This is a genomic window from Aneurinibacillus sp. REN35 (assembly GCF_041379945.2).
In the GTDB taxonomy this organism is placed as follows: Bacteria; Bacillota; Bacilli; order Aneurinibacillales; family Aneurinibacillaceae; genus Aneurinibacillus.
The window spans coordinates 209857-234368 of sequence record NZ_JBFTXJ020000003.1 but is presented as its reverse complement, the minus strand read 5'-3'; the positions used below and the strand labels follow the sequence as shown (position 1 = coordinate 234368).

Genomic DNA, 24512 nt, shown 5'->3' with positions numbered 1-24512 from the left:
TCACCCTTTGCTTTTCAGTTATTTGCGCATCCTCGGGTCGAGTGCATCACGCATGCCGTCACCTAATACATTGAAGGCGAACATCGTGAGCGAGATGAAAAAGCCCGGAATGAACAATTGGTACACGTTCCCGATCAACAGACTAACAAGCGCGTCATTGGCCATCGTTCCCCAACTTGCCCGCGGTGCCGGAATCCCAAGTCCAAGGAAGCTTAATGTCGCTTCGGCAAAGATTGCGGTTGGCACCGTAAGCGTTACGTTTACTAGAATTGGACCCATCGTGTTTGGAATCAAATGCTTCACCAAAATCCATTTCGTGTCAGCGCCGAGCACGGTGGCCGCCTGTACATATTCCTGTTCTTTCAGCTGAAGGACCTGTCCGCGCACCAGGCGGGCCATCGGAATCCACCCTGTGATCGTCATCGCGATGATGATCGTCCATAGTCCTGGTCCCATAACAACCATCAGCAAAATAACCATTAGCAGATACGGAATGCCGTACAGCACTTCAGCAATACGCATCATGATATTGTCTACACGGCCGCCTTTCAGGCCGGAAATACCGCCATAAATAACCCCGAGCACGAAGTCGATAAAGGCTGCCATCACACCGATAAATAAAGAAATACGCGCTCCATACCAGATGCGGGTAAAAATATCCCGGCCGGAGGAATCGGTGCCGAACCAGTGCTCTGCACTTGGCTGCAAATTTTTCGCTGTAAAATCCTGCTTATAATACGTATAGCCGCTGATCATAGGGCCGATAATAGCCATTATAATCAGTGCAATGATCACAAACAGACCCACCATCGCCAGCTTATTGAGCTTCAGGCGGCGCCACACATCCGCCCAGTACGAAACGCTCGGGCGACCAATGGACTCTGCATCTTTAAAATTATCTGTTACAGGCTGGAACATTTCAGCGTTCAGTCTTGTATCAGGCTGCATTACTTACTCCCCCCTGTAACATTGATGCGCGGATCGATCCATGTGTACATGATGTCCACGAGGAAAATAAGAAAGATAAGAATCGCGCTATAAAAAACTGTGGAACCGAGAATCACCGGATAATCGCGGTTAAAGATACCCTTTACGAACATCTCGCCCATTCCCGGAATTCCAAAGATATGTTCGATAACAAAACTTCCTGTAACAAGGTTTGCCGTAATGATCCCCAGCACGGTGACAACCGGAAGAATCGCGTTGCGCAGCGTATGCTTAATGATAACGACATTACGTGCAAGACCTTTTGCTTTAGCGGTTTTAATATAATCCTGTCCCAGCACCTCCAGCATGCTAGAACGCATCAGACGAGCAATGAACGCCATCGGCATCGCCGCCAATGCGAGCGAAGGCAAAATCGTATGCTTCCAAGTTCCCCATGTGGCTGCGGGAAGCAGATTCCATTCAACAGCTGCATAGTTGATAAAAACTGTCGCAAGAATAAAGTTCGGTACCGAAATACCGATGATCGCTACAATCATAGAAATATAGTCAGGAAAACGATTGTGATACAGTGCGGCAATCACACCGAGAATGATGCCGAACGTAACGCCGATAATGAGAGCCTGTACCCCAAGGTGAAGGGAAACAGGAAAACCTTCAACAATGTAATCATTTACTGTAATCGTACTCGACTTCAGAGACGGTCCGAAATCTAAAGAAAGCAGCTGCTTCAAATACAGCCCATACTGCACATACAGCGGTTCATTCAAATGGTAGTAATTCATTAAATTCTCAAATACGCCAGGCGGCATGTTGCCTTCCTTAGCGAATGGATTACCAGGGATCATATGCATCAAGAAAAAGGTAAGGGTCACAACCACCCACAATGTTAAGAGGGCCCAGCCCAGGCGCTGTAAAGTATACCGTAACAACGTATACCCTCCATTCTATTTTTACTTAAAAACGGGGAACGCCCGAAAATCCGAGCATTCCCCTGATTTCATGCGCTACTTCTTTCCACCGATTTCTGCGTATCTCAGAACCGGATATTCATCCGCTGGAGTAAATACGCCTGTGATATTTTCTTTCACTGTGTATGGCTTCGTGTAGAAGTAAATCGGCATAATCGGCATTTCCTTCATGAAAATATCTTCAGCTTTATGCATCGCTTCCATGCGTACTTTCGGATCGCTGGATTCCTTAGCTGTCTTAATTGCCGCATCGTATTCTTTGTTCTTCCAGCCTGTGTCATTTTGCTGACTTACGCTTGTGAACATGTCAACGAATGTCATCGGATCAATAAAGTCTGCAATCCATCCTGCGCGAGACACTGCAAAATCAAGCTTGTGCTCACGGTCGATTTTCACCTGGAACTCTACGTTTTCAAGCCCTACATCAATGCCTAAGTTATTGCGCCACATTTCTTGAATGGCTTCGGCAATACGCTTATGAAGATCAAGGTTGTTATACATGATGTTGAATTTCGGCATTTTGTCCATGCCTTCTTCTTTCAGACCTTCAGCAAGAAGTTTTTTCGCTTCAGCTAAATCCTCTTTGAAGTAATCTCCGCCTACTTTACGGAAGTCTTCACCGTTTGCATCTTTAGAACCTTCAGCAACAAGAGCGAATGCAGGCTTCTGTCCGCCTTGTGCGATATTTTCAGTGATTGTCTTACGATCGATCGCCATCGACAACGCTTTACGCACTTTTACGTTTGTAAAAGGCTTCTTCGTGGTATTAAAGCGATAGAAATAGGTTGCATATTCCGGAACGATTTTGAAATCCGGAGCATTTTGGCTCTTCAGCTGGCCTACTACGTCACCTGGCAGCGGATAAGAAAGATCCAACTGACCGGAACGGTACATTTGCCATGCTGTGTTTTCATCTTCTACCATTGCCCAGTCGATACCGGCAAGCTTAATGCGGTCTTTCTCAAAGTAGTTCTCGTTTTTCACCATTTTCAAGCTTTCTTTATGCTTCCATTCCGTCAGCTTGAACGGCCCGTTTGATACGAACGATTTCGGATCATTTGCCCAATCTTTGTTTTGCTCCTGTGCTTTCTTGCTTACAGGGAAATATGTGTAGAATGATACGAGTTCAGGGAAGTATGCCGTTGGATTGATCAGCTTTACTTCTAATGTTTTTTCATCTTTTGCCTTTACAGCAACTTTATCTTCAAGCGCTTTTAATTTTGCTGCATCTTTTTCTTTTGACGTGTTGTACTCTTCTGCACCTTGGATATAGTACAACTGATAGCCGTAATCAGAAGCAGTAGCTGGATTCAGTGCATGCTTCCAAGCGAATTCAAAGTCCTGTGCAGTTAACGGATCACCATTGGACCATTTCAGACCATCACGAAGTGTAAATGTATATGTTTTTTGATCTTCGCTTACTTTCCATTCTTTTGCCATTGCCGGCGCAATTTTTCCATCTGGCTCTTTCATTGTCAGACCGACAAACAAATGACGCAGCGGCCATGACTCATGTGTACCTTGTGACTTTGCCGGATGAAGAGAACCTGGCTCAGACGAGTTATTCACACGCAGCACTTGACCTTCTGCACTGCCTCCAGCGGCTTTTTCACCGCCTGCTTCTTCTTTCTTCTCTCCGCCGCCACAGCCTGTAAGCGCTAATGTAAGCAACAGGACGAGGCTCAAGATAATTGAGAACCCTTTTTTCACAGCAATTGACCTCCTTAATCGTAAATGTGTATGAGTAGGACGTATAGTCACCTGCTCATCAGCCGGCGCTGTCCTCTACTCCATCGTAAACCACATAGGAGAATGAATCCTTGTACTGCTTCAATTCGATGGATACTTCGGCAGAAGCGATCCCCTCGATATTGGCCAAATCTTCATTCACAAATGCGGTTAAATCTTCATTCGAGCGGAAATATGCTTGAATGATTAAATCATTGCGCCCGGAAAATGCACCAATAAAACGCACCGCCCGCAGCTTACCCAATTGTTCAGCCGCTCTTTCCTGATATCCAAGCTTCGTAGACATGCTGATGATTGCCTGTACATGCAATCCTACTTTTATAGGATCAGTATGTACGATAAATTGAAAAATCTCGTCTTCGATCATCCGATTAATGCGGGAACGGATGGTTCCTTCACTTACTCCAAGTATGTGTCCCATTTCTGTATATGATTTCCGGGCATCCTCTTGAAGAATATGAAGAATCTGAAAATCCAATGTATCTAATTTACGCAACCAATCATCCCCCCTTCTTGAATGAATGGCTATTCAGAAATAAATGTAATTACGATTATAGCACCATTTTTAAAAAAATCTACGTTTTTCGTAAAATAATTTTCTGAATAAGCAATATAAATATAAACTAGAAAAACTAGGTTGTAAAGTATAAATATTAAGAAATCATTAAAAGCAATCGCTTTCATTAATGAAAAATGTAATATTCATAAAAAATATGATGAAATACGCACAAATTTTCTAATTTAGGTATTCGAAGAAAAAAATGTATATCTATACGTTTTTCGTATTATTCATTCAATATCGATGTCTGATAAGAAAAGCCTGAAACATTCATATAGTTTCAGGCTTTTCTTATGATGACTATATTTTTTTAATGATCGTTTTCACCAACGTTAAAAACGTATGCTTCACCTTCTCCGCTGTCTCCATTACTTCCTCATGCGACAATGGCTGTGGCAGAATACCTGCAGCCATATTGCTGATACAGGAGATGCCGAGAACACGGATGCCTGCATGGCTTGCTACAATAACTTCCGGCACAGTGGACATACCTACTGCATCTCCTCCAAGGGTGCGCAGCATCCGAATTTCTGCCGGTGTTTCATAGCTAGGACCGAGCATACCGACATATACACCCTCCTGCACGGTGATGCCATTCTCTCGTGCTGCTTCATGAGCAGAAGCACGCAGATTCGGGCAGTATGCGGTAGACATATCTGGGAAACGCGGCCCAAGCTCTTTATCATTTGATCCAATTAGCGGATTAGTACCTGTTAAATTAATGTGATCGGCAATGAGCATCAAATCACCAGGCGAATATTTCTCATTCACGCCGCCTGCAGCATTCGTTACGATGATTTTTTCTACTCCGATCGCTTTCATTACACGCACCGGAAACGTCACGGCATCCAGTCCATGCCCTTCATAGTAATGAAACCGCCCCTGCATCGCCACAACGTTCTTTCCTTCCAATGTCCCGATCACAAGTTGACCCTTATGCCCCTCAACCGTCGACACAGGAAAATGCGGAATCTCTGCATATGGAATTACGATCGAATTTTCTATTTCATCAGCAAGCACACCAAGCCCTGATCCCAGAATAAGACCAATTTCGGGCTTTTTGTCTGTCTTGCCTTGAATGTAGTGCTGCACTTCTGCGATCTGTGCTGTCATGGACATACGCTTCCCCTCCTATATCGTTTATTGGATGATTTGCGGCAAAAAGCTTGTACCATAACGCGGCATATCAATATTGAAGTTATCGGAGATAGTGGCGCCGATATCAGCAAATGTTTCACGGATACCCAAATTCACACCAGCACCAAGCCCCTTATGATATACAAGCAGCGGGACATACTCGCGCGTATGGTCAGTGCCGTGATGTACCGGATCATTACCATGATCAGCCGTAATAATGAGCAGATCATCTTCGGTTAGCTGGTCAAGAATTTCCGGAAGTCGTGCATCAAATTCCTCTAACGCTTCACCATATCCAATCGGATTGCGGCGATGACCGTATAGCGCATCGAAATCAACCAAATTAACGAACGAAAGACCGGTAAAATCCTGCTTCATCGTATCAAGCATCTTGTCAACACCATCCATGTTGGATTTGGTTTTAATGGACTCGCTCACACCTTGACCTGCATAAATATCAGAGATTTTTCCGATAGCAATGGAAGTGTACCCCGCTTCCTGCAGCGTATTCATTACCGTCTTGCCCGGTGGGGATACCGAGTAATCATGACGATTAGAAGTGCGGGTAAAATGCCCCGGTTCTCCAACAAACGGACGGGCAATCACCCGTACAACCGAGTGCTCGTCGTCAAGCGTCAGCTCACGCGCCACTTCACAAATTTTATACAGCTCTTCTAGCGGAACAACCTTTTCATGGGCCGCTATCTGGAATACGCTGTCCGCTGATGTATAGACAATCACATCGCCGGTTTTCATATGCTCTTCCCCAAGTTCGTTAAGAATTTCCGTTCCGGAGGCTGGCTTATTGCCCAATACGCCGCGACCGATTCTTTCAGAAAAAGGGTTAATCAAGCTGTCAGGAAATCCATTCGGCCATGTGCGAAATGGCGTTTCCACACGAATGCCCATAATTTCCCAATGCCCGGTGGTTGTGTCTTTACCAAGTGAGATTTCATTCATTTTACCGAATGCGGCTGCTGGCGGTGCATCCGCGGATACTCCCTGAAGCTGTTCAATATGTCCAAGCCCAAGGGATGCTAGATTCGGGACGTTGAGGCCGTTCATTTTTTCTGCAATATGCCCGAGCGTATGCGCCCCTTCATCATTGTATTCTTTTGCGTCCGGCAATTCACCGATGCCAACGCTATCTAACACGATAAGAAATACTCGCTTAAACTGCTTCATTCTGTCTCCTCCTTCTCTTCGTATAATAAGCAGTTCAGTTTCCTGTCCAACCCTCCCTGTATGTTCGGGTTCTCTACATCATTACCCGATACCCCTGCACTCTACGCTCTCGGATGAGCTTTGGCATACACTTCCTTGAGACGTGAGCGCGTGACATGCGTATAGATCTGGGTTGTAGAAATGTCGGCATGACCTAACATCTCTTGAACAGAACGAAGATCAGCACCGTTCTCAAGCAAGTGGGTAGCAAACGAGTGTCTAAGCGTATGTGGGGTAATTTCTTTGTTGCTATTAGCCAGTTGGGCATATTTTTTGATGATCTTCCAAAACCCCTGGCGCGACAGACGCCGACCGTGATGATTAAGGAATAATGCCTCCTCCTGCCCACGCTTCTTCAGATGCGGCCGTCCACGTTCCAAATAGCGGTTTACATTTTCAATCGCCAAGCGTCCAAGTGGGATGATGCGTTCTTTGGAACCTTTTCCAAAGCATTTGATGAATCCCATATTCAAATTCACATCCGACAGATTCAGCGACACAAGCTCCGAGACACGAATGCCTGTCGCATACAACAACTCAAGCATCGCCTTATCCCGCATGCCGGAGGCGAGATGCGTATTCGGTCCGTTTAATAGTGTCTCCACTTCAGAGATCGACAACACCTGCGGGAGCTTCTTTTCAATTTTTGGGGATTCAAGATTTACACTTGGATCTTTATCAATAAACTTTTCTCGAAGTAAAAATTGGTAGAATGCACGAATGGATGCCAGGTTGCGGGACAGCGTGGCTGTTGCCCGTCCCTGATCCTTTAAGTGGAGCAAATAACCCATAATCTGCATACGGCTTGTATCGTTTAGATCTGCGAAACCTTCATTATGTAAATACGTGCTGTATGCGTTCAAGTCACGTTGATACGATTCCAGCGTATTTTTTGCTAACCCTCTTTCCACCGTCAAATAATGGATAAAATGGGTGATTAAATCATTCATTTCGTATTCTCCTCGACATCCAATCTCATCTAAATGTTACGCTAGCCTGTCCTTTATTACTTTATTCCACAGCCTTTACTTGTTTCCTGCTCTGCGGCAAAAATTTATTCGCCGTACCAATAGAAATCAAATAAACGCTGCTTCATCTCATCGTACGTATCCAAAAAGGCAGGAGTATACTTCATTACTTTCATCGCTTTGCCATGCGGCTCTTTATACGGTTCAGCAGGCTTGATCGCTTCGCTGACATAGGAAAGAACAGTATAGAATATAAAGGTACAAAATATGAAAATAGCGAGCAGGCGAATGCCTTCAGCAATGCGGTTATATGGAATAAACATACAATTTCTCCTTCCGTATCCTGATGCTTCCCTTTCATCCTATTCATTTCATGAAAAAATTATACCTTTCGTTCGTTTTCAATTCATGCTTACCATGATAAAATTTATTTTTGGATTAAACTTTCGGCAAGGTGTGGTCAACCGTGTACAATCATGAAGAAAAAGAAAACGAGCGAACCAAGCAAGTATTCAACCGTCTAAATGTGCTTCTTCTGCTTGTCTTTCTCGTATTTGCCGCCATCATTTTCCGGCTCTCCTATGTTCAAATTGTGGACGGAGATAAATACGAGAAGAAAGCAACCGCGAAGTCGGATAAAAAAGTGCCGATTCCGGCATTGCGCGGCAACATTTATGACAAGAACGGCAATCTCATCGTACATAGCCGCGGCTCATTCGCTGCTGTATTCCATGAGAAGGATTACATGGACAAGGATTATTATATTAATCTTGTCACCAAACTGGAAAAGATTCTGCCCGGCACTACCAAAGAGGATTTGCTTAAAAAAATGGATGTAGGTTTTGAATACAAGAATGGCAAGGTAGAGAAGAGCGTCCGCTTAACATCCAAATTCCTCGAAAAAGATCTGAAGTACGACCTGTCGCAAAAAGAAATTGCCTATCTGGCGGAACATCGTAACGAGCTTGACGGCGTAACCGTTGTTACTAAGCCGATCCGAGAATACGATAAGAAGCAGGTCGCAGTACAGGCCATCGGCTATGTACGTCCGTTTAACGTTGCTGATAATCAAGGCATCGAATACTACCGGCAGCGAAAAGATTCGTACCTGCCGAACCAGATGATTGGCTATGAAGGCATCGAACGCAGCTATGAAGAAGAATTACGTGGAGAAAACGGATACCGTATGTATCAGGTTGCAGCGGACCAGACCATTCTACAGCAGATTAAAGAAGTGGCGCCAAAACGGGGCAATAACCTGTATCTTACAATCGATCAGCGCGTGCAGCTTGAAACGCGTGACTTCATCAAGAGTTTCCTGCCAAAGCTGCGGGCAACCGGCCGCAATGCTTCCTATGCTAAGAATGCATACGCGGTCGCGATGGAGGTCAAAACCGGTAAAATTGTCGCTATGGTCAGCTATCCTGAGTATGACCCGAACATCTGGACGTCAGGTCCTGATACAGAAACATATGAAAAAAATCAATACTCCTTTACAAATGGCACGATCCGTAGCGCACCGTACGATGTGCGGCCAAAAACCGGCAAAGCGGCTGAGATGGAAAACTATAAACACCCGGCCTCTGTTGTACCGGCTGGTTCTGTAGTAAAGCCAGCCACTGTATTAATGGGCCTGTCCGAAGGCATTGCACCTTATTCCTGGTCTGACCCTGGCGCTTACCGTTACGGGGGAGCAGGTGATGTCATCCGCAATGATAGCGGGCATAATTATGGCCTATTAACACCGCAAAAGGCGATTCAAAAATCTTCGAATACGTACATGGCACATATCGGGAAAAATCTGCGCGATAAGTATGGCAAAAACTCTGTAAGCATATATCAGAAGTATTACCATGCTTTCGGACTCGGAATTAAAACCGGCGTAGACTTGCCGGGCGAATCCGCTGGCGGTGAAGACTTCCTTGTTATGAACAAACGCTATGGTCCTCTAGCGGCAATGGTACAAGCTTCTTTCGGTCAGCAAGGACGTTATACAACGATGCAGCTTGCACAATATACAGCTACCTTAGCTAACAAAGGAGTTCGTATGCGCCCGCAATTAGTGGATCGCATTGAGGATAACAATGGGAAAATCGTCCGTCCGTTCAAACCTGAGATATTGAGCAAGCTTGAAGAGCCAAACAATTACTGGCGCATCGTGCACCAAGGCATGGACATGGTTACCCAGCCGGGCGGAACCGCGAATGGTGTGTTCGCAGGCTTTCCTTACCGCGTAGCAGCAAAAACCGGAACATCAGAGCAGGACATTTATATCCCAGATTCCACTGATTTTACGAAAAAGGTCAACTGGCGTAAATACAAGGAAATCAATAACGGTGTATTCGTCTCCTTTGCTCCGATTGAGAATCCCAAGCTTGCCGTAGCCGTTATCGTACCGGAAGGCGGTTACGGTGGAGCATCAGCAGGCCGCATCGCACGGGCAATCTATGAATCCTACGATAAATACGTGGGGTTAGGGCCTACAGATAAGCCATATGATCCGGATACAGCTGTTCCAAATCAAAAAGAGACAGAAAAAGATGCCAAAGAATAGAAAGAAAGCGCACAAAAGCGTGAGAGCTTACATAAGCTCTCACGCTTTTTATTAAGAAGTCATATACTTTTATTCGTTCAATTAAAATCAGGGTTACGCCACTCCATCAATAATGCGTTGTTACCTGATTTGATGTCGTGGAGGTAGTTTTTCACCACCTTAATAGGTTTGCGTCCGCAGTGAAGCATAAAGGTAACGACAGGGTCCTTCAGTCTTCCTTCGAGCACAGCTTGTACATATTCTTCAGGGGTCAACTGCTTGGCATACTTATGGTATCCGGGCATACGAACGGCTCCGATCAAGCGGCGAAGACCTAACCTGCGCACAAGATCATAACTCTCGTTCATCAGCTTCTTCCCGATCCCTAGCGAACGATGTGTAGGGTCTACCTGAAGATCAGCCACATATAGTGTATCTCCCTGTTCGTTATGCGAGCTGGCAAGATAGCCATGGTCTGTAATCTCTTCCCATGTATGCGTATCACCTGGAAGCTCGTCCACGATTAGCGTCGTCATCGTACCGACAATCTCGTCTTCATATTCGGCGCATATTGCCCCTTCAGCAAACACATCAATATGGCTCTTAAGCTGCTCCGTGCTCCAAAGGTCATCCTGCGGCCATGGCGGCGGATATACGCTTCGCTCCATCTCTTGGATGCTTCGGAAATCTTCTTCCGAATAAGGGCGGACAATCAATTCTTCGTTCTGTGGTGTCTGAAATGTCAACCTATCGGCTTCATCAACCTGCTGGTTAACAAGCATAAAAAATTACCTCCTATTTTTTCTGCATGCCCCAAGCGTATAACTCGGGCAATTTCCCTATTACTCTTGTAAATTACCACCGATGGAACTGAATAAAACATTGTTCGGCAAAAAAATTACAAAAAGCAGCGGCTCTCTTATGAGCCCCTGCTTTCTTATCCTGGAATATTGGTTTTAACGTTGGCAAGTTCAGCCGCATCCACCTTATCAATGCAACGATGACATACGCCGTGAAACGACAAACGATGATCAAGAATATGAAAATTAAATTTATCGCTAACCGCGTGCTCTACTTCTCCAAGAAGGTCGTCATGAATCTCATCTACCGTACCACAAATGACGCAAATCAAATGATGGTGATGATGCTCCGCTCCTTCATGGCGGAACTCATACCTCGCCACCCCATCACCGAAATTAATCTTGTGCAGAATATGCAAATCACTCATTAATTCAAGGGTGCGATATACGGTTGCCAAACCAATCTCAGGGGCTTTCTCCTTTACAAGCAAGTAAACATCTTCGGCGGATAAATGATCCTCTTCATTTTCAAGCAGCACACGAAGCGTGGCTTCGCGCTGCGGAGTCAGCTTGTAGCTATGCGCATGCAGTTGCTGTCTGATCTTATCAATTCGTTCCTCTATCATAAAAAGACCTCCCTGAGCAGCTTCCTACACAATTAATTATAGTGGAGCAGGAATTGGGAGTCAAATATAATTCTTATTAAATAATAATTATTATAAACTTCAACAATGCAGCGCTTGCATGCTTCATAAGCGCGGGGGAAACGAATGCCTCAAAAGCCGCCGCTACCGTAACCACGCCCCCCATGATTAGAATCAAAGCGCTGTAAACGAGAAAGCGCGGGTATAAGGCTCCTCCCCGCTTCATAAACCTTGACTGCACAAGATGCAGGGAAAAGGCAATCCCTGCGGTAGCAACAATAATGACTGCCGGAATCACTAAAAGATTTTGTGGCAATACAGACACAATCGCAAAATAAAGCCCCTTCCATTGCAACTGGTTCACCAAAAAGCCGACAGTAAAACCAACTACCACGCCTTTAAGGAAAACCATAATAAGAATAAGGGGAAGGCCAATAATGGAGAGACCGAGAATCCACATAAAGCCCACATACTTTAAGTAGTGACCGAGCGCATTTTGGAAGTTGCGAACAGGATCGGTAATGCTGTCGCTCTTCAACTCGTGAAAAAACTGGCTTACATACATGAATAACTCCTGCTTTTGCGTCAGGCCGAGTGAATTGACGACAACGGCACCAAAGCCAAGCCCCATCACAAATAGCACGATGGTAAACAAATAAAGCGAAGAGTTCTCGCGTACATTCTGCTGCAATGTTTGTCCAACCTTATTCCTTATCAATGGGAACCCCCCTTGTCCATCTCTTATCACAATATATATGTGGGACAAGGGAAGTGTATTACTCCCAAGCAATTCTTCCGTATATTCCGGCTCCGCCTTCTAAGAAGGATACGTCACCGCGACGAATCCGATCAATTCCTTGAGCAATCGCCTCACCCGCTTCCTCGGCTATTTTCTCTAGGGATGCATGATGCAGGATATTCATCTCGGTTCCGCATGCGGCCAGCAGCTTTCTAAGCTTTCTAGGGCCAAGTCCCGGAATGAATTCAAGCGGAATATGGTAGCGGTAAGGGGGACGATGTGTCGGATGCATCCCAGGCGGCTGGGTGGATATGTCCTGAAATCGTTCATATACGCCACGCGTAATCACTTTTTTCCCCACTTTTCCACAGTACGGGCAGCGCGGCTCATCCGTCTGCGCAACCAATTCTTCACAATTTGTACAGCGCGTACGGTAATACTTGCCCAACTGCGGATGCAATCCATAGTTCTCCTGTATATATCGCCCATCCTGACGTGCAAGCGCACGACGCAGTTCTGAGAAATCCGGGCGCTGCACACGAAGGTTCTGATATTCCCGGGCGATTTTAGCGACAGAATGCGCATCCGAATTCGTAACGAATGTAAGCGGTGCAAGCTCAGCCAAGCCATCCGCCAAATCCGAATCTGAACTTAGACCAAGCTCCAATGCAGAAAAGCGCTTAACTTCAATTACAGAAGAAAGGCTGTCTACACAGGCTCCATACACGCTTTTATGCGGCGTAAAGGCATGAGCGGGAAGAATGATCCCTCCTAGTTCTTCCGCTTTCAAAACAAGTGCATCTATATCCGTGTACATGCGCTGTGTACTTAAATGCACGTTTTTGACTTTGGTCCGATACCACTCACGAAATAGAGCGAAGCTATTTCTATCAGGCAAATACAATAAAAAATGAGCCAATCCACGCCCGACTGCAAGCTCAACTTCAATGCCGGCAATCAAGGTTACTTCTCCTTCATCGGCTTCATAACGATAGCCACCACCGGGAAGTTCTCTCATCCGTCCTGTCTTCATGTGCTCATCAATCTCTTCTTGCACTTCAGGGGAATGGCAGTCAATTACTCCTACCATATGCATGCCCTTACGCTTTACCGCTTCTTCTACAATGCTTGTAAGCGTCAATGCACGCGAAGCAGTGATTTTGACTGGACGATTGTACATCGTACGACCAATATGAATATGGAGATCGGCAAAGCATTCTTCCATCATACTCATTATTTTCGATCCAACTGCCAGGCGTAGACGGCAAGGATCGTCTTCGCGTCACGAATATCTCCCTGCGCAATCATCTGCTGCGCTTCCTCTATCGTTACATGCATAAGCTCTACGAATTCATCCTCATCAGGCTGCGCTTCTCCAGGCATGACCCCTTCTGCACGGTACAGGTGGACAATTTCATCCGCAAAGCCGGGCGATGTGTAAAAGGAAGCCTGATGGCTTAGCGACACATACGTATATCCCGTCTCTTCCTGCAACTCACGTCCGGCACACACCTCAGGCTCTTCACCTGGCTCAAGCTTCCCGGCTGGAATCTCTACAAGCATCCTCTCAAGGGGCTTGCGGAATTGCCGCACCATTATCATTCGGTTATCTTCTGTAATCGCCATGACCGCAACTGCGCCGGGATGATGAACAATTTCACGCTTGGCGGTCTTGCCGTTTGGCAGTTCTACATCATCTACTTTTACTTGAATTATTTTTCCGTCATAAATCGGAGTACTTGTGAGTGTTTTTTCGATCATAGAGGTTGAACTCATCCTTTCGGCATAATCTTCTCTTCTATTCAAACATACTTAGGCAAACAAATCCATTTTTTGCATCGCTCTTTGCTTTTCATATTCTATCCAGGTGAGGCGGGCGGCATAATACGTGTGCGCAAAAAACACGTGTTCCTTTTCACTGTCTCGCCCCATTGCAGTTAGCTTTGAGGAGTATGGGGATTCGATCTCCGCCCACTCCTCCTCAGCGAGCGAATCATGCAGCACGAGCGTGTGCCGGGAGGATTGCTCCCCCAACTGGGCAAGCAGGTGTGGACAATCTTCTAGATTGATTGTTAATGGTATCGTTGCGGCAAATCGTAAAACCGTCAGCGTATGATGGCTTACCCCGGCATGTCGTTCCCGTGGATCTGCCGTGCTCACTCGCGGAATAAGAATCGCCCGTCCAGCCAGCTTATATACAGCATCAGCAATCGCTATCTGCTCCATGCCGCTAAAACCAAGATCCGTTCCCGTTCCGACTACACCAGGTCCCGGCATAATAACGATCATATCCGCTTTCCATACATAACGAGCTGCGAGCAGCGCTGTATACAGATTTACACACTCCGTTTGCCCACCAAACGCGTGTCCATATGTGATCGTGCCTGCCAGCACCCCCATGGACTGCAGCTTTCGCACATGATCACTCAGCGCAAGTGGCAATGCTCCGCCTTCACTCATAATGTAGCAAATGCGCGGCATTCTTTTTTCTTTTGATCGCTTCAGCATATGACGAATGGAAAGAACAAATCCTGGCAACATGCTGTGCGTCTCACCGATTACGACCGGAATTTGTCCAAGCGTCTTGGTAGCAGCATGACGAAAGATCTCATGATACGTACTCGTCTCTTCCTCCACAGCCTGTACCGCATGCTGAAAAGGAGTATAGCGCAGCCTCATGATATGCCCATACGGCCCGCCTACGCTTCGTTCGATAAGCGGCTTGCCATCTGCATCAACTCGAACGGCAACAACGTGTTTGCCTCCGCTACCAAGCTCTAATGCTACCGCTGTCGTATTTACGATTACCCTCTCGCCTACCTGAACACGACCCGTGAGTGCTGGATAATTCAAAGCAGAAACAGGCTCTTCCCCTTCCATGTGTATCGTAAGCTCCTGAATCAACTCCTCATCATATACAATGTGTGTCACCGTTCCGTATGACCATGCAATCATGCAAGTACCCCCTCTTTCCTTTTACAGCAAACATATGCAGCATACAGGAGTGACACGACAAAAAAGATGAAGCCATATGAATTAGGCCTCATCTTTTTTTGTTTTATTCTTATATACTTTTAGCCTTTTCACACAATGCGACAACAAGCTCTGCAGCCTTCACCAATTCTTCAACCGGAATTCTTTCACTGGTCGTATGAATGTCTTCATATCCAATTGCAAGATTGGCTGTCGGAATACCATGTCCAGAAAGAATATTGGCATCACTTCCACCACCGCTTGCAAGCAGACGAGGCTTCCTGCCAACCGCTTCTACTCCTGCAATCGCTTTGCGGACGACCAGATCCTCTTCTGAGAATTTAAAACCTGGATACGCAAGCAGGACATCTACTTCTGCTTTTGCTCCAAACTCTTCGGCTGCTGATTCAAAGGCTCGCTTCATCTTCCCCGTCTGTTCGTTGAGCTTCTCTTCAACCAAGCTGCGCGCTTCCGCATTAATCTGTACTTGATCACAGACGATATTCGTAGGTCCCGCTCCTTGAAAACTACCGATATTCGCTGTCGTCTCTTCATCAATACGGCCTAGCGGCATGCGGGCAATCGCTTTGCTTGCAACTTGGATTGCGCTAATGCCAGCTTCTGGATTCACGCCGGCATGAGCGGATCTTCCGTAGATTATAGCTGTTACTTTTGCTTGATAGGGCGCAGCAACAATAATATCTCCTACTTTGCCATTGCTATCGAGTGCAAATCCATATTGTGCATGTAAGAGCGATGGATCGAAGACTTTCGCTCCCTGCAGACCGGATTCTTCACCAACCGTAATAAGGAATTGGATCGTACCATGCGGCTTCTTCTGCTCCTTCAGCACGTGGATCGCTTCAAACATCGCAGCAATGCCGGCTTTATCATCACTGCCTAGAATCGTCGTACCATCAGAGACGATATAGCCGTCTTTAATGCTTGGCTTAATGCCCTTGCCAGGTACAACCGTATCCATATGGCATGTGAAATAAATTGTCGGCCAATCGCTCTCCGTTCCTGGAAGCGTTGCCACCAGATTGCCTGCTTCATGCTCCGTTTTCTGGGCTGCGTCGTCTTCTATTACGGTTAGGCCTAGCGCGGAAAATTTTTCTTTCAATACATCACACATCATGCGCTCATGCTTTGTCTCGCTATCGACCTGCACAAGTTCCATAAACTCACGGACAATTCGTTCTTCCTGTACCATATAAAAAAACACCCCCGCTTTATGTATCACACGTACGAACTACGTGTTTCATTATACACAAAGAAATGGGGGTGCTGCTACTATTCCGAAGTATCTATCGTATGCTTGAGCGCATCAAGAGCAGACGCTCACCACCTGCGCTGCGCATAACCGGCTGACGCATCCATTGACCTTTGACATTATACTCTGTCCGCCGTGCAGCCATCAGAGCGATTCGACCGCTCTCCTGCCACACCGCTGTTTCTGTTTCCTGTGTAAGAGTTGATGTGATTGCTTGTCGATTCATCCCAATCACCTCTTACAACGGGATATTGCCGTGCTTTTTCGCCGGACGCGTATCCCGCTTGGTGCGCAGCATATCTAACGCTTCACGCAATTTTTTCCGCGTCTCACGCGGATCAATAACATCGTCTACCATGCCGCGGCTTGCCGCAACATATGGATTGGCAAAACGCTCACGATACTCTTGAATTTTGGCCTGGCGTGTTTCCGCAGGATTTTCGCTGTTTTCAATTTCACGTGCAAAAATAATATTAGCTGCGCCCTCTGCACCCATTACCGCAATTTCGGCATTTGGCCATGCATAGACGACGTCTGCACCGATTGCTTTTGAATTCAGAGCCACATAAGCGCCGCCGAACGCTTTACGCAGAATGACCGTAATCTTCGGCACCGTCGCTTCAGAGTACGCGTACAAAATCTTCGCACCGTGACGAATAATGCCACCATGCTCCTGGTTGATACCAGGGAAGAAGCCTGATACATCTTCAAATGTAATCAGCGGAATATTAAACGCGTCACAGAAGCGGACAAAGCGTGAGAGTTTATCCGAGGAGTTAATATCAAGCCCTCCGGCCATGAATTTCGGCTGGTTGGCAATGATCCCTACGGAATGGCCGTCAATTCGCCCCAAACCGATAACAACATTCTTCGCAAAATCAGGCTGCACTTCTAAGAAATCGCCGCCGTCTACGATTTTGTGGATGACTTTACGCACATCATACACCTTCGTCGCAGCAATCGGTACAATCTCTGCCAGCTCATCATCCCAACCCTCGTCTGCTTCTGCAGGCGGAACGACCGGCGGATCTTCCATATTGTTCTGCGGCAGGAAGCTCAACAAGCGGCGTACCTGATCTAGCATCTCCGGCTCGGAAGGGGCGATAAAATGTGCATTCCCGCTAATGGACGCATGCACCTTCGCGCCACCTAAGTTCTCAGACGTGATTTTCTCTCCGGTAACAGCCTCAATTACCTTCGGACCCGTGATAAACATCTGGCTTGTCTTCTCCACCATGCAGACAAAGTCTGTAATGGCTGGTGAATATACAGCGCCGCCTGCGCATGGTCCCATGATGACAGAGATTTGAGGAATGACGCCGGAATAAATGGAGTTGCGGTAGAATACATGACCATAGCCGTCTAGCGATTCGACCCCTTCTTGGATGCGCGCACCGCCAGAATCATTGAGGCCGATAATCGGCGCACCGTTTTTGGCTGCCAAGTCCATAATGCGTGCAATTTTCATCGCATGCATCTCACCTAACGCACCACCGAACACGGTGAAATCCTGAGAGAAAATAAATACAAGGCGGCCGTGTACTTTACCGTAGCCGGTAACTACACCCTCACCTGGACCTTCTAGCTTATCCATACCAAAGCTTGTCGCCCGATGTTCAATGAACGGATTCAATTCTACGAAAGTACCCTCATCCAAAAACAAATCGATTCTCTCGCGTGCTGTCAATTTACCGCGGTTATGCTGTGCATCAATACGCTTATCTCCACCGCCAAGCTCCACTTTGCGGCGACGTTCATACATTTCATCAATTTTCTCATACATGGTGCTCATATCTGTGTATAGTCCTCCTATCCATTGACATGGAAAACAAGGCAAGAATCTCTCACCTTGTCGTCTCTCCGTTTTTATTTTTAGTGTTTGTCAGCATGGCCTGATAATTCTGGTGTCTCCGCTTTCTGGCAAAGTTCGAGCAGCACGCCTTGCGTTGCCTTTGGATGCAGGAAGGCAACCATATTATTATGTGCGCCAAGCTTCGGCGTGTCCGTAATCACCTTTACGCCGGCTTCTTTAAGCTTTGCCAGACGCTCTGTTTGCTGATCGACTTTTAGCGCAATATGATGAATACCTTCACCCTTCTTCTCAATAAACTTGGCAATGGCACTCTCATCACTTGTCGGCTCTAAAAGTTCAATATGCGTCTCGCCAATCTCTAGAAATGCAACACGTACATGTTCGCTTTCTACTGTTTCAAAACCGACGAGCTTTAGACCAAGCATCTGCGTATAAAACGCTACCGCTTCATCCATATTCTTAACGGCAATGCCGATATGTTCAATTTTTTCAGGCGAACTCATGATGGGCTCTGCTGTACCCTTGTTCTCCTGCACTTTGTGACGGATAAAGTCAGCCGTGTCTTTTGTCTTTGTTCCTGGGGTGAATACTTTTGCCACCCCTTGCTCTTCAAGATATGGAATATCCTCATCCGGAATAACGCCGCCGCCAATCACAACGATATCCTCTGCTCCGTGTTCTTTTAGTAGACGAATGACTTCAGGAAATAATTCATTGTGTGCACCAGACAGGCAGGAAAGTCCGATCACATCTACATCTTCCTGAATCGCACTTGCGACGATCTGGGCCGGTGTCTGGCGAAGACCTGTATATACGACTTCCATCCCTTCGTCACGCAGCGCCTGCGCAATGACAAGCGCGCCGCGATCATGTCCGTCAAGTCCTGGTTTTGCTACAAGTACGCGTATTGTTCTCTCCATCTCTCTCATCCTCTCCTTACACCGGACGGTATTCGCCGAATTCTTCGCGCAATACGCCACAGATCTCTCCGATGGTAGCGTACACGCGGACCGCGTCCAAAATAAGCGGCATTAAATTATCGTTTCCTTTAGCGCCTTCACGTAACGCTTCGAGCTTCTCTTGCACTTGCTTGTTGTCGCGGCGTTCGCGAAGCTGCTCCAGCTTGGCACGCTGTACTTTGCCTAGACTCGGATCAACACGGAGCAGTTCCGGCTGCTTCTCTCCTTCGACACGGAAACGGTTTACACCTACCACTACTTCCTCACCGGATTCCACTTTCTTCTGGAACTCGTATGCTTTCTCGTGAATTTCGCGCTGCATATATCCTTGCTCTACCGCTGACACAGCACCGCCCATGTCTTCAATCTTCTTCAGATACTCAAGCACCTGCTCCTCGATCTGGTCGGTCAGGCTTTCTACATAGTATGATCCTGCAAGCGGATCAACCGTATCGGTAACGCCTGTTTCATAGGCAATAATCTGCTGGGTACGCAGCGCAATGCGAGCGGATTCCTCTGTTGGCAGCGCCAACGCTTCATCACGGGAGTTCGTGTGCAAGCTCTGCGTTCCGCCCAGTACCGCAGCCAGTGCCTGAACCGTTACACGGACAATGTTATTATCCGGCTGCTGTGCGGTAAGAGTGGAACCGCCCGTCTGTGTATGTACGCGGAACTGCCAGGATTTTGGATTTTTTGCTCCGTACTTTTCTTTCATTAAGCGAGACCAGATACGGCGCGCCGCACGGAATTTGGCGATTTCTTCAAAGAAATTGTTGTGGCCGTTGAAGAAGAAGGATAGCTGCGGTGCAAAATCATCTACATCTAAGCCTGCTTCAAGCGCAGCTTCTACATACGCTACCGCGTCTGCAAGCGTGAACGCCACTTCCTGTACCGCTGTAGAACCTGCTTCACGAATGTGGTAGCCGCTAATGCTGATTGTGTTCCATTTTGGAACATGCTTCGCGCAGTATGCGAAAATATCCGTAATTAAGCGCATGGATGGTTTTGGGGGGAAAATATATGTTCCACGCGCAATATATTCTTTCAAAATATCGTTCTGAATGGTGCCTGATACCTTCTCAGAGGACACGCCCTGCTTCTCGCCTACAGCGATATACATAGCAAGCAGTACGGCCGCCGGTGCATTGATCGTCATGGATGTACTTACTTTGTCAAGCGGAATGCCATCAAGTAAAATCTCCATGTCTTCAAGCGAATCGATGGCAACCCCTACCTTGCCCACTTCACCGGTAGACATCTCATCATCAGAATCATAGCCGATCTGGGTCGGTAGATCGAAGGCACAACTAAGCCCTGTTTGTCCCTGCTCAAGCAGGTATTTAAAACGCTTATTCGTCTCTTCCGCAGAACCAAAGCCTGCATACTGGCGCATCGTCCAGAAGCGGCCGCGGTACATCGTCGGCTGTACGCCGCGCGTATACGGATACTCACCCGGCAGACCGGATTGCTCCATGTATTCATCCGTCAACTCTTCCGGAAAATATACACGCTCAACTTCAATATCGGACGAGGTTGTAAATTTCTCTTTGCGCTCCGGCACTTTGGCTAGGCGTGCTTCTACTTTTTCTTCCCACGCCTGAAGCGCTTTCTTTGTTTTGTTTTTGCCCATGGTTTTCCCTCCTCACAGAACACTCCGTATGGTTTTTTGCTCTCTGTCTGTGTTTGATTTGAAACAAGAAATTGTTCCAATCTTTCTACATATTCTGCTTTCTCTGCTGAATTCCTGCTTATTTCGACAAAATTTTGTCTGAGAATAAAAGGAAGGAGCGGTACTCCGCTCCACAGTTTTGTATCTATGCTATATTTTGACCTACAAATTAATAAATACTCGTCTTAGAGTTATATGACTCAAGCTTCTGTTTAACACTTTGCAGGAAACGGCCGCATACAAGACCGTCAAGCACACGGTGATCAAGTGAGAGACACAGGTTCGCCATGTCGCGAATCGCGATCATATCATCAATTACAACCGGACGCTTCACAATAGATTCCATGCTGACGATTGCTGCCTGCGGCTGATTGATGATCGGAGCAGACAATACCGAACCGAATGAACCCGTATTGTTGACAGTAAAGGTACCGCCTGACATATCATCCATGGAAAGCTTGCCGCTGCGCGCCTTTGCCGCCAGCTCATCCACCGAACGAGCAATGCCGTAAATGCTCTTCTGGTCGGCATCCTTAATCACAGGCACAAACAACGCGTCATCCGTTGCAACCGCGATTGAAATGTTGATGTTTTTACGCATGATGATTTTATCGCCAGCCCACACGGAGTTCATAATCGGGAACTCCTTAATGGATTCAACGACCGCTTTAATAAAGAACGGCAAGAAAGTAAGATTGAAGCCTTCCTTCGTCTTAAACTCGGCTTTGACATTGTTGCGCAGCTTTACTAGATTGGTCATATCAACTTCGACCATTGTCCAAGCATGCGGCGCTTCGTGCTTGCTCTGCACCATACGGTTCGCGATTGTTTTGCGGATATTGCTAACAGGGATTTCTGTATCACCCTGGTATGTGGATACTTCCGGTGTGCTGCTTGCAGGACGCGTACTCGGAGCGGGGGCTTTTGGTGCCGCTGATGTCTGCTCTTTTGAAGAAGCGGTTGGCTGAGCCGCGCTTGTAGTAGGCTGAGTCGCTTTGCCGCCCTGCTCAATAAAGGCAAGCACATCTTTACGGGTGATGCGCCCTTCCTGTCCTGTTCCTTCAATATGCGCTAGATCAATGTCGTTCTCCTGCGCTAATCGCAGCACAGCGGGAGAATAGCGCTTCCCGGCTGCTTTCGCCGCTGTTGTGCCGCCCTGCTTCGCCGCAGAAGAAAGCTGCGTCTTCGGCGATTCGGCTGCCGGCATCTCAGAAGCGGTCTCCTGTGTATTGGCAGGCTGAGCCGTCTCAGCTGCCTCCTCTACTCCACCTTCTGTAGCGATATAACAAATCAACCCACCAACAGCAAGTGTGTCACCTTCCTCGGCCACCAGTTCCGTTACAGTTCCTTCGATCGTAGACGGTACCTCAGCATTCACCTTATCTGTCGTTACTTCGCACAATGGTTCGTATTTCTTTACTTTATCGCCCGGTTTCACCAGCCATTTGGCGATGGTGCCTTCCGTAACAGATTCGCCTAATTGGGGCATAAGCACTTCGGTTGCCATGATGCGTGTTGCCTCCTTTTATATGAAAATAAAGAAACGAATGAAGCTTTTATTAAAATTCGGCCAATTCGCGCATGGCGGCCGTTACTTTGTCTGGAGTAAGCATGAAGAACTTCTCAAGCGTCGGACTATATGGCATCGCCGGTACATCCGGCCCAGCCAGACGCTTAATAGGCGCATCAAGATCAAACAGGCATTCTTCCGCGATAATAGCAGCTACCTCGCCACCGACGCCGCCTTCCTTATTGTCTTCATGAATAATTAATACTTTACCTGTTTTGCGTGCCGCCTCTACAATGCTTTCCTTATCAAGCGGATAAAGGGTACGCAGATCAAGGACGTGCGCGCTGATGCCCTCTTCAGCCAGCTTTTCTGCTGCTTGAAGCGCAAAATGAAGCATGAGACCATAGCTGATTACCGTAATATCCTCACCCTCACGCTTAACGTCAGCTTTGCCTAACGGCACGGTATAATCCGTCTCAGGAACCTCTCCTTTAATAAGGCGATAGCAGCGCTTGTGCTCAAAGAAAAGAACAGGATCCTCATCACGAATCGCGGCTTTTAGCATTCCCTTTACGTCATATGGAGTAGAAGGTGCTACTACTTTAAGCCCTGGTGTACTGTTGAACATCGCTTCTACGCTCTGTGAATGGTACAGCGCACCGTGGACACCGCCACCATACGGTGCACGGATAACAAGCGGGCAATGCCAATCGTTATTGGAACGATAGCGCATCTTTGCCGCTTCGCTCACGATCTGATTAACAGCTGGCATAATAAAATCAGCAAACTGCATCTCCGCTACCGGACGCATACCGTATGCTGCCGCACCAATGGCAACACCTGCAATAGCGGATTCAGCAAGCGGAGTATCAATGACGCGTTCCTCACCGAATTCTTCATACAGTCCGTTCGTTGCACGAAATACACCGCCGCGCACACCTACATCTTCTCCCATAACAAATACACGCTTATCACGCTGCATCTCTTCACGCAGAGCCTGGGTTACTGCATCAATATATGAAATGATTGCCATTCTACTCTACCCCCTCTTATTCCGCATACACATGCGCAAGCGTTGATTCCGGCTCTGGATATGGCGCATTCTCAGCATATTCAGTTGCTTCATCTACTTCTTGCGCTACTTGATCGTTCATCTCTTTATCTTTCTCATCCGTCAATAGACCGACTTCACGCAGATAGGAGGCAAATCGCAGAATCGGATCCTTCTTCTTCGCTTCCTCTACCTCTTCACGCGAACGATACGATCGGTCATCATCATCACTTGAATGCGGAACAAGACGGTATGTGACTGCTTCAATGAGCGTTGGACCCTCGCCGCGGCGACCGCGATCCACCGCTTCCTTGGTCGCTTTGTATACTTCAATCGGATCGTTTCCGTCAATGGATACACCCGGGAAACCATAACCAATCGCTCTATCCGCTACGCTTTTGCAGGCAAGCTGCTTTGTAAGCGGTACAGAAATTGCGTATTTATTGTTCTCGCAGAAGAAAACAACCGGAAGCTTGTGTACTCCCGCAAAGTTAGCACCCTCATGGAAGTCACCCTGATTGCTTGAGCCTTCGCCAAAAGATGTAAATACCGCAGGGTTCTTGCCTTCCATCCGTCCTGCAAGCGCAAGTCCTACCGCATGCGGAACCTGTGTTGTTACCGGGCTTGAGCCGGTAAGAATATTGTGCTTGCGGCTGCCAAAGTGACCCGGCATCTGCCGTCCGCCGCTGTTGGGATCTTCCGCTTTCGCAAATGCCGATAGCATCATATCTTTTGCATTCATACCGAATGCCAGCACAACACCCATGTCACGATAGTACGGGCAGGCATAGTCCGTTTCACGGTCAAATGCAAAAGCTGCGCCTACCTGTGCCGCTTCCTGCCCTTGGCAGGAGATAACGAATGGAATTTTTCCCGCCCTGTTCAACAACCACATGCGTTCATCGATTTTGCGGGCTAAGAGCATATAATAGTACATGTCCAGTACTTGTTCATCGGTTAAACCTACTGTCTGATGACGATTTTCCGCCATGAGG

The 24512-nt window shown here is 47.1% G+C and carries 23 protein-coding genes; 1 reads left to right on the top strand and 22 read right to left on the bottom strand.

What is annotated here, in order from left to right; all coding sequences use genetic code 11:
• Positions 1-18: 18 nt before the first annotated feature.
• The 8 genes from AB3351_RS07550 to AB3351_RS07515 all read right to left on the bottom strand — a co-directional run bounded on the left by AB3351_RS07550 (position 19) and on the right by AB3351_RS07515 (position 7876).
• Entirely contained in the window at positions 19-948 is a 930-nt protein-coding gene (locus AB3351_RS07550; protein WP_371146515.1) for an ABC transporter permease, read from the bottom strand.
• On the bottom strand, positions 948-1877 hold the full coding sequence (locus tag AB3351_RS07545; protein WP_371146514.1) for an ABC transporter permease: 930 nt from the start codon (positions 1875-1877) through the stop codon (positions 948-950). The genes AB3351_RS07550 and AB3351_RS07545 overlap by 1 nt, the downstream gene beginning before the upstream one ends.
• A 75-nt stretch (positions 1878-1952) precedes the next feature.
• Positions 1953-3626: a peptide ABC transporter substrate-binding protein gene (locus AB3351_RS07540; RefSeq protein ID WP_371146513.1), complete on the bottom strand. Its 1674-nt coding sequence runs from the start codon at positions 3624-3626 to the stop codon at positions 1953-1955.
• A 58-nt stretch (positions 3627-3684) separates the two neighbouring features.
• Positions 3685-4161 (bottom strand): Lrp/AsnC family transcriptional regulator, encoded by a 477-nt coding sequence (locus AB3351_RS07535; protein WP_371146512.1) that lies wholly within the window; start codon positions 4159-4161, stop codon positions 3685-3687.
• A 363-nt stretch (positions 4162-4524) separates the two neighbouring features.
• A complete protein-coding gene (locus AB3351_RS07530; RefSeq protein ID WP_371146840.1) occupies positions 4525-5337 on the bottom strand; it encodes a purine-nucleoside phosphorylase in 813 nt (270 codons plus the stop codon).
• 27 nt (positions 5338-5364) lie between these two features.
• Positions 5365-6546 (bottom strand): phosphopentomutase, encoded by a 1182-nt coding sequence (gene deoB, locus AB3351_RS07525; RefSeq protein ID WP_371146511.1) that lies wholly within the window; start codon positions 6544-6546, stop codon positions 5365-5367.
• A gap of 101 nt (positions 6547-6647) precedes the next feature.
• Positions 6648-7535 carry a site-specific tyrosine recombinase XerD gene (xerD, locus tag AB3351_RS07520; RefSeq protein ID WP_371146510.1) on the bottom strand — a complete coding sequence of 296 codons (888 nt, stop codon included), beginning with the start codon at positions 7533-7535 and terminating at the stop codon, positions 6648-6650.
• 104 nt (positions 7536-7639) lie between these two features.
• Positions 7640-7876, bottom strand: coding sequence for a DUF4227 family protein (locus tag AB3351_RS07515; protein ID WP_371146509.1), 237 nt, complete (start codon positions 7874-7876; stop codon positions 7640-7642).
• Between the two features lie 143 nt (positions 7877-8019).
• Here AB3351_RS07515 and AB3351_RS07510 point away from each other — a divergent pair, with 143 nt between their 5' ends.
• Complete coding sequence (locus tag AB3351_RS07510) at positions 8020-10107, top strand: peptidoglycan D,D-transpeptidase FtsI family protein (RefSeq protein ID WP_371146508.1); 2088 nt, start codon at positions 8020-8022, stop codon at positions 10105-10107.
• Positions 10108-10184: 77 nt separating this feature from the next.
• On the opposite strand, the gene AB3351_RS07505 is transcribed toward AB3351_RS07510, so the two are convergent.
• From AB3351_RS07505 to AB3351_RS07440, 14 genes are all read right to left on the bottom strand, one after another.
• Positions 10185-10868 (bottom strand): GNAT family N-acetyltransferase, encoded by a 684-nt coding sequence (locus tag AB3351_RS07505; protein WP_371146507.1) that lies wholly within the window; start codon positions 10866-10868, stop codon positions 10185-10187.
• A 155-nt stretch (positions 10869-11023) separates the two neighbouring features.
• Positions 11024-11512 (bottom strand): ferric iron uptake transcriptional regulator, encoded by a 489-nt coding sequence (gene fur / locus AB3351_RS07500; protein WP_371146506.1) that lies wholly within the window; start codon positions 11510-11512, stop codon positions 11024-11026.
• A 76-nt stretch (positions 11513-11588) separates the two neighbouring features.
• The gene (spoIIM, locus tag AB3351_RS07495) at positions 11589-12248 is read right to left on the bottom strand and encodes a stage II sporulation protein M (RefSeq protein ID WP_371146505.1); all 660 of its coding nucleotides are present in this window, start codon (positions 12246-12248) and stop codon (positions 11589-11591) included.
• Positions 12249-12306: 58 nt separating this feature from the next.
• Positions 12307-13503 (bottom strand): endonuclease Q family protein, encoded by a 1197-nt coding sequence (locus tag AB3351_RS07490; protein WP_371146504.1) that lies wholly within the window; start codon positions 13501-13503, stop codon positions 12307-12309.
• Positions 13503-14030, bottom strand: coding sequence for an NUDIX hydrolase (locus AB3351_RS07485; protein WP_371146503.1), 528 nt, complete (start codon positions 14028-14030; stop codon positions 13503-13505). The genes AB3351_RS07490 and AB3351_RS07485 overlap by 1 nt, the downstream gene beginning before the upstream one ends.
• Positions 14031-14081: 51 nt before the next feature.
• On the bottom strand, positions 14082-15224 hold the full coding sequence (locus AB3351_RS07480) for a DUF3866 family protein (RefSeq protein ID WP_371146502.1): 1143 nt from the start codon (positions 15222-15224) through the stop codon (positions 14082-14084).
• A gap of 109 nt (positions 15225-15333) precedes the next feature.
• Entirely contained in the window at positions 15334-16455 is a 1122-nt protein-coding gene (locus AB3351_RS07475; RefSeq protein ID WP_371146501.1) for a M20/M25/M40 family metallo-hydrolase, read from the bottom strand.
• Positions 16456-16549: 94 nt separating this feature from the next.
• On the bottom strand, positions 16550-16741 hold the full coding sequence (locus AB3351_RS07470) for a hypothetical protein (RefSeq protein WP_371146500.1): 192 nt from the start codon (positions 16739-16741) through the stop codon (positions 16550-16552).
• A 12-nt stretch (positions 16742-16753) separates the two neighbouring features.
• Positions 16754-18298, bottom strand: coding sequence for an acyl-CoA carboxylase subunit beta (locus tag AB3351_RS07465; protein WP_371146839.1), 1545 nt, complete (start codon positions 18296-18298; stop codon positions 16754-16756).
• 89 nt (positions 18299-18387) lie between these two features.
• The gene (gene mce / locus AB3351_RS07460) at positions 18388-19248 is read right to left on the bottom strand and encodes a methylmalonyl-CoA epimerase (RefSeq protein WP_371146499.1); all 861 of its coding nucleotides are present in this window, start codon (positions 19246-19248) and stop codon (positions 18388-18390) included.
• Positions 19249-19264: 16 nt separating this feature from the next.
• On the bottom strand, positions 19265-20917 hold the full coding sequence (locus AB3351_RS07455; protein WP_371146498.1) for an acyl-CoA mutase large subunit family protein: 1653 nt from the start codon (positions 20915-20917) through the stop codon (positions 19265-19267).
• A 208-nt stretch (positions 20918-21125) separates the two neighbouring features.
• On the bottom strand, positions 21126-22463 hold the full coding sequence (locus AB3351_RS07450; protein WP_371146497.1) for a dihydrolipoamide acetyltransferase family protein: 1338 nt from the start codon (positions 22461-22463) through the stop codon (positions 21126-21128).
• 52 nt (positions 22464-22515) lie between these two features.
• A complete protein-coding gene (locus AB3351_RS07445; protein ID WP_371146496.1) occupies positions 22516-23499 on the bottom strand; it encodes an alpha-ketoacid dehydrogenase subunit beta in 984 nt (327 codons plus the stop codon).
• Between the two features lie 16 nt (positions 23500-23515).
• Entirely contained in the window at positions 23516-24508 is a 993-nt protein-coding gene (locus tag AB3351_RS07440) for a thiamine pyrophosphate-dependent dehydrogenase E1 component subunit alpha (protein ID WP_371146495.1), read from the bottom strand.
• Between the last annotated feature and the right edge of the window lie 4 nt (positions 24509-24512).

Excerpts from the sequence above, each read along its gene's own strand:
- AB3351_RS07515 (WP_371146509.1), bottom strand. The coding sequence starts at position 7,876 with ATGTTTATTCCATATAACCGCATTGCTGAAGGCATTCGCCTGCTCGCT.
- AB3351_RS07440 (WP_371146495.1), bottom strand. The coding sequence starts at position 24,508 with ATGGCGGAAAATCGTCATCAGACAGTAGGTTTAACCGATGAACAAGTA.
- AB3351_RS07465 (WP_371146839.1), bottom strand. The coding sequence starts at position 18,298 with ATGTATGAGAAAATTGATGAAATGTATGAACGTCGCCGCAAAGTGGAG.
- AB3351_RS07550 (WP_371146515.1), bottom strand. The coding sequence starts at position 948 with ATGCAGCCTGATACAAGACTGAACGCTGAAATGTTCCAGCCTGTAACA.
- AB3351_RS07445 (WP_371146496.1), bottom strand. The coding sequence starts at position 23,499 with ATGGCAATCATTTCATATATTGATGCAGTAACCCAGGCTCTGCGTGAA.
- AB3351_RS07490 (WP_371146504.1), bottom strand. The coding sequence starts at position 13,503 with ATGAGTATGATGGAAGAATGCTTTGCCGATCTCCATATTCATATTGGT.
- xerD (WP_371146510.1), bottom strand. The coding sequence starts at position 7,535 with ATGAATGATTTAATCACCCATTTTATCCATTATTTGACGGTGGAAAGA.
- fur (WP_371146506.1), bottom strand. The coding sequence starts at position 11,512 with ATGATAGAGGAACGAATTGATAAGATCAGACAGCAACTGCATGCGCAT.
- AB3351_RS07485 (WP_371146503.1), bottom strand. The coding sequence starts at position 14,030 with ATGATCGAAAAAACACTCACAAGTACTCCGATTTATGACGGAAAAATA.
- AB3351_RS07450 (WP_371146497.1), bottom strand. The coding sequence starts at position 22,463 with ATGGCAACCGAAGTGCTTATGCCCCAATTAGGCGAATCTGTTACGGAA.
- deoB (WP_371146511.1), bottom strand. The coding sequence starts at position 6,546 with ATGAAGCAGTTTAAGCGAGTATTTCTTATCGTGTTAGATAGCGTTGGC.
- AB3351_RS07505 (WP_371146507.1), bottom strand. The coding sequence starts at position 10,868 with ATGCTTGTTAACCAGCAGGTTGATGAAGCCGATAGGTTGACATTTCAG.
- AB3351_RS07470 (WP_371146500.1), bottom strand. The coding sequence starts at position 16,741 with ATGAATCGACAAGCAATCACATCAACTCTTACACAGGAAACAGAAACA.
- mce (WP_371146499.1), bottom strand. The coding sequence starts at position 19,248 with ATGGAGAGAACAATACGCGTACTTGTAGCAAAACCAGGACTTGACGGA.
- AB3351_RS07475 (WP_371146501.1), bottom strand. The coding sequence starts at position 16,455 with ATGGTACAGGAAGAACGAATTGTCCGTGAGTTTATGGAACTTGTGCAG.
- AB3351_RS07455 (WP_371146498.1), bottom strand. The coding sequence starts at position 20,917 with ATGGGCAAAAACAAAACAAAGAAAGCGCTTCAGGCGTGGGAAGAAAAA.
- AB3351_RS07530 (WP_371146840.1), bottom strand. The coding sequence starts at position 5,337 with ATGACAGCACAGATCGCAGAAGTGCAGCACTACATTCAAGGCAAGACA.
- AB3351_RS07480 (WP_371146502.1), bottom strand. The coding sequence starts at position 15,224 with ATGATTGCATGGTCATACGGAACGGTGACACACATTGTATATGATGAG.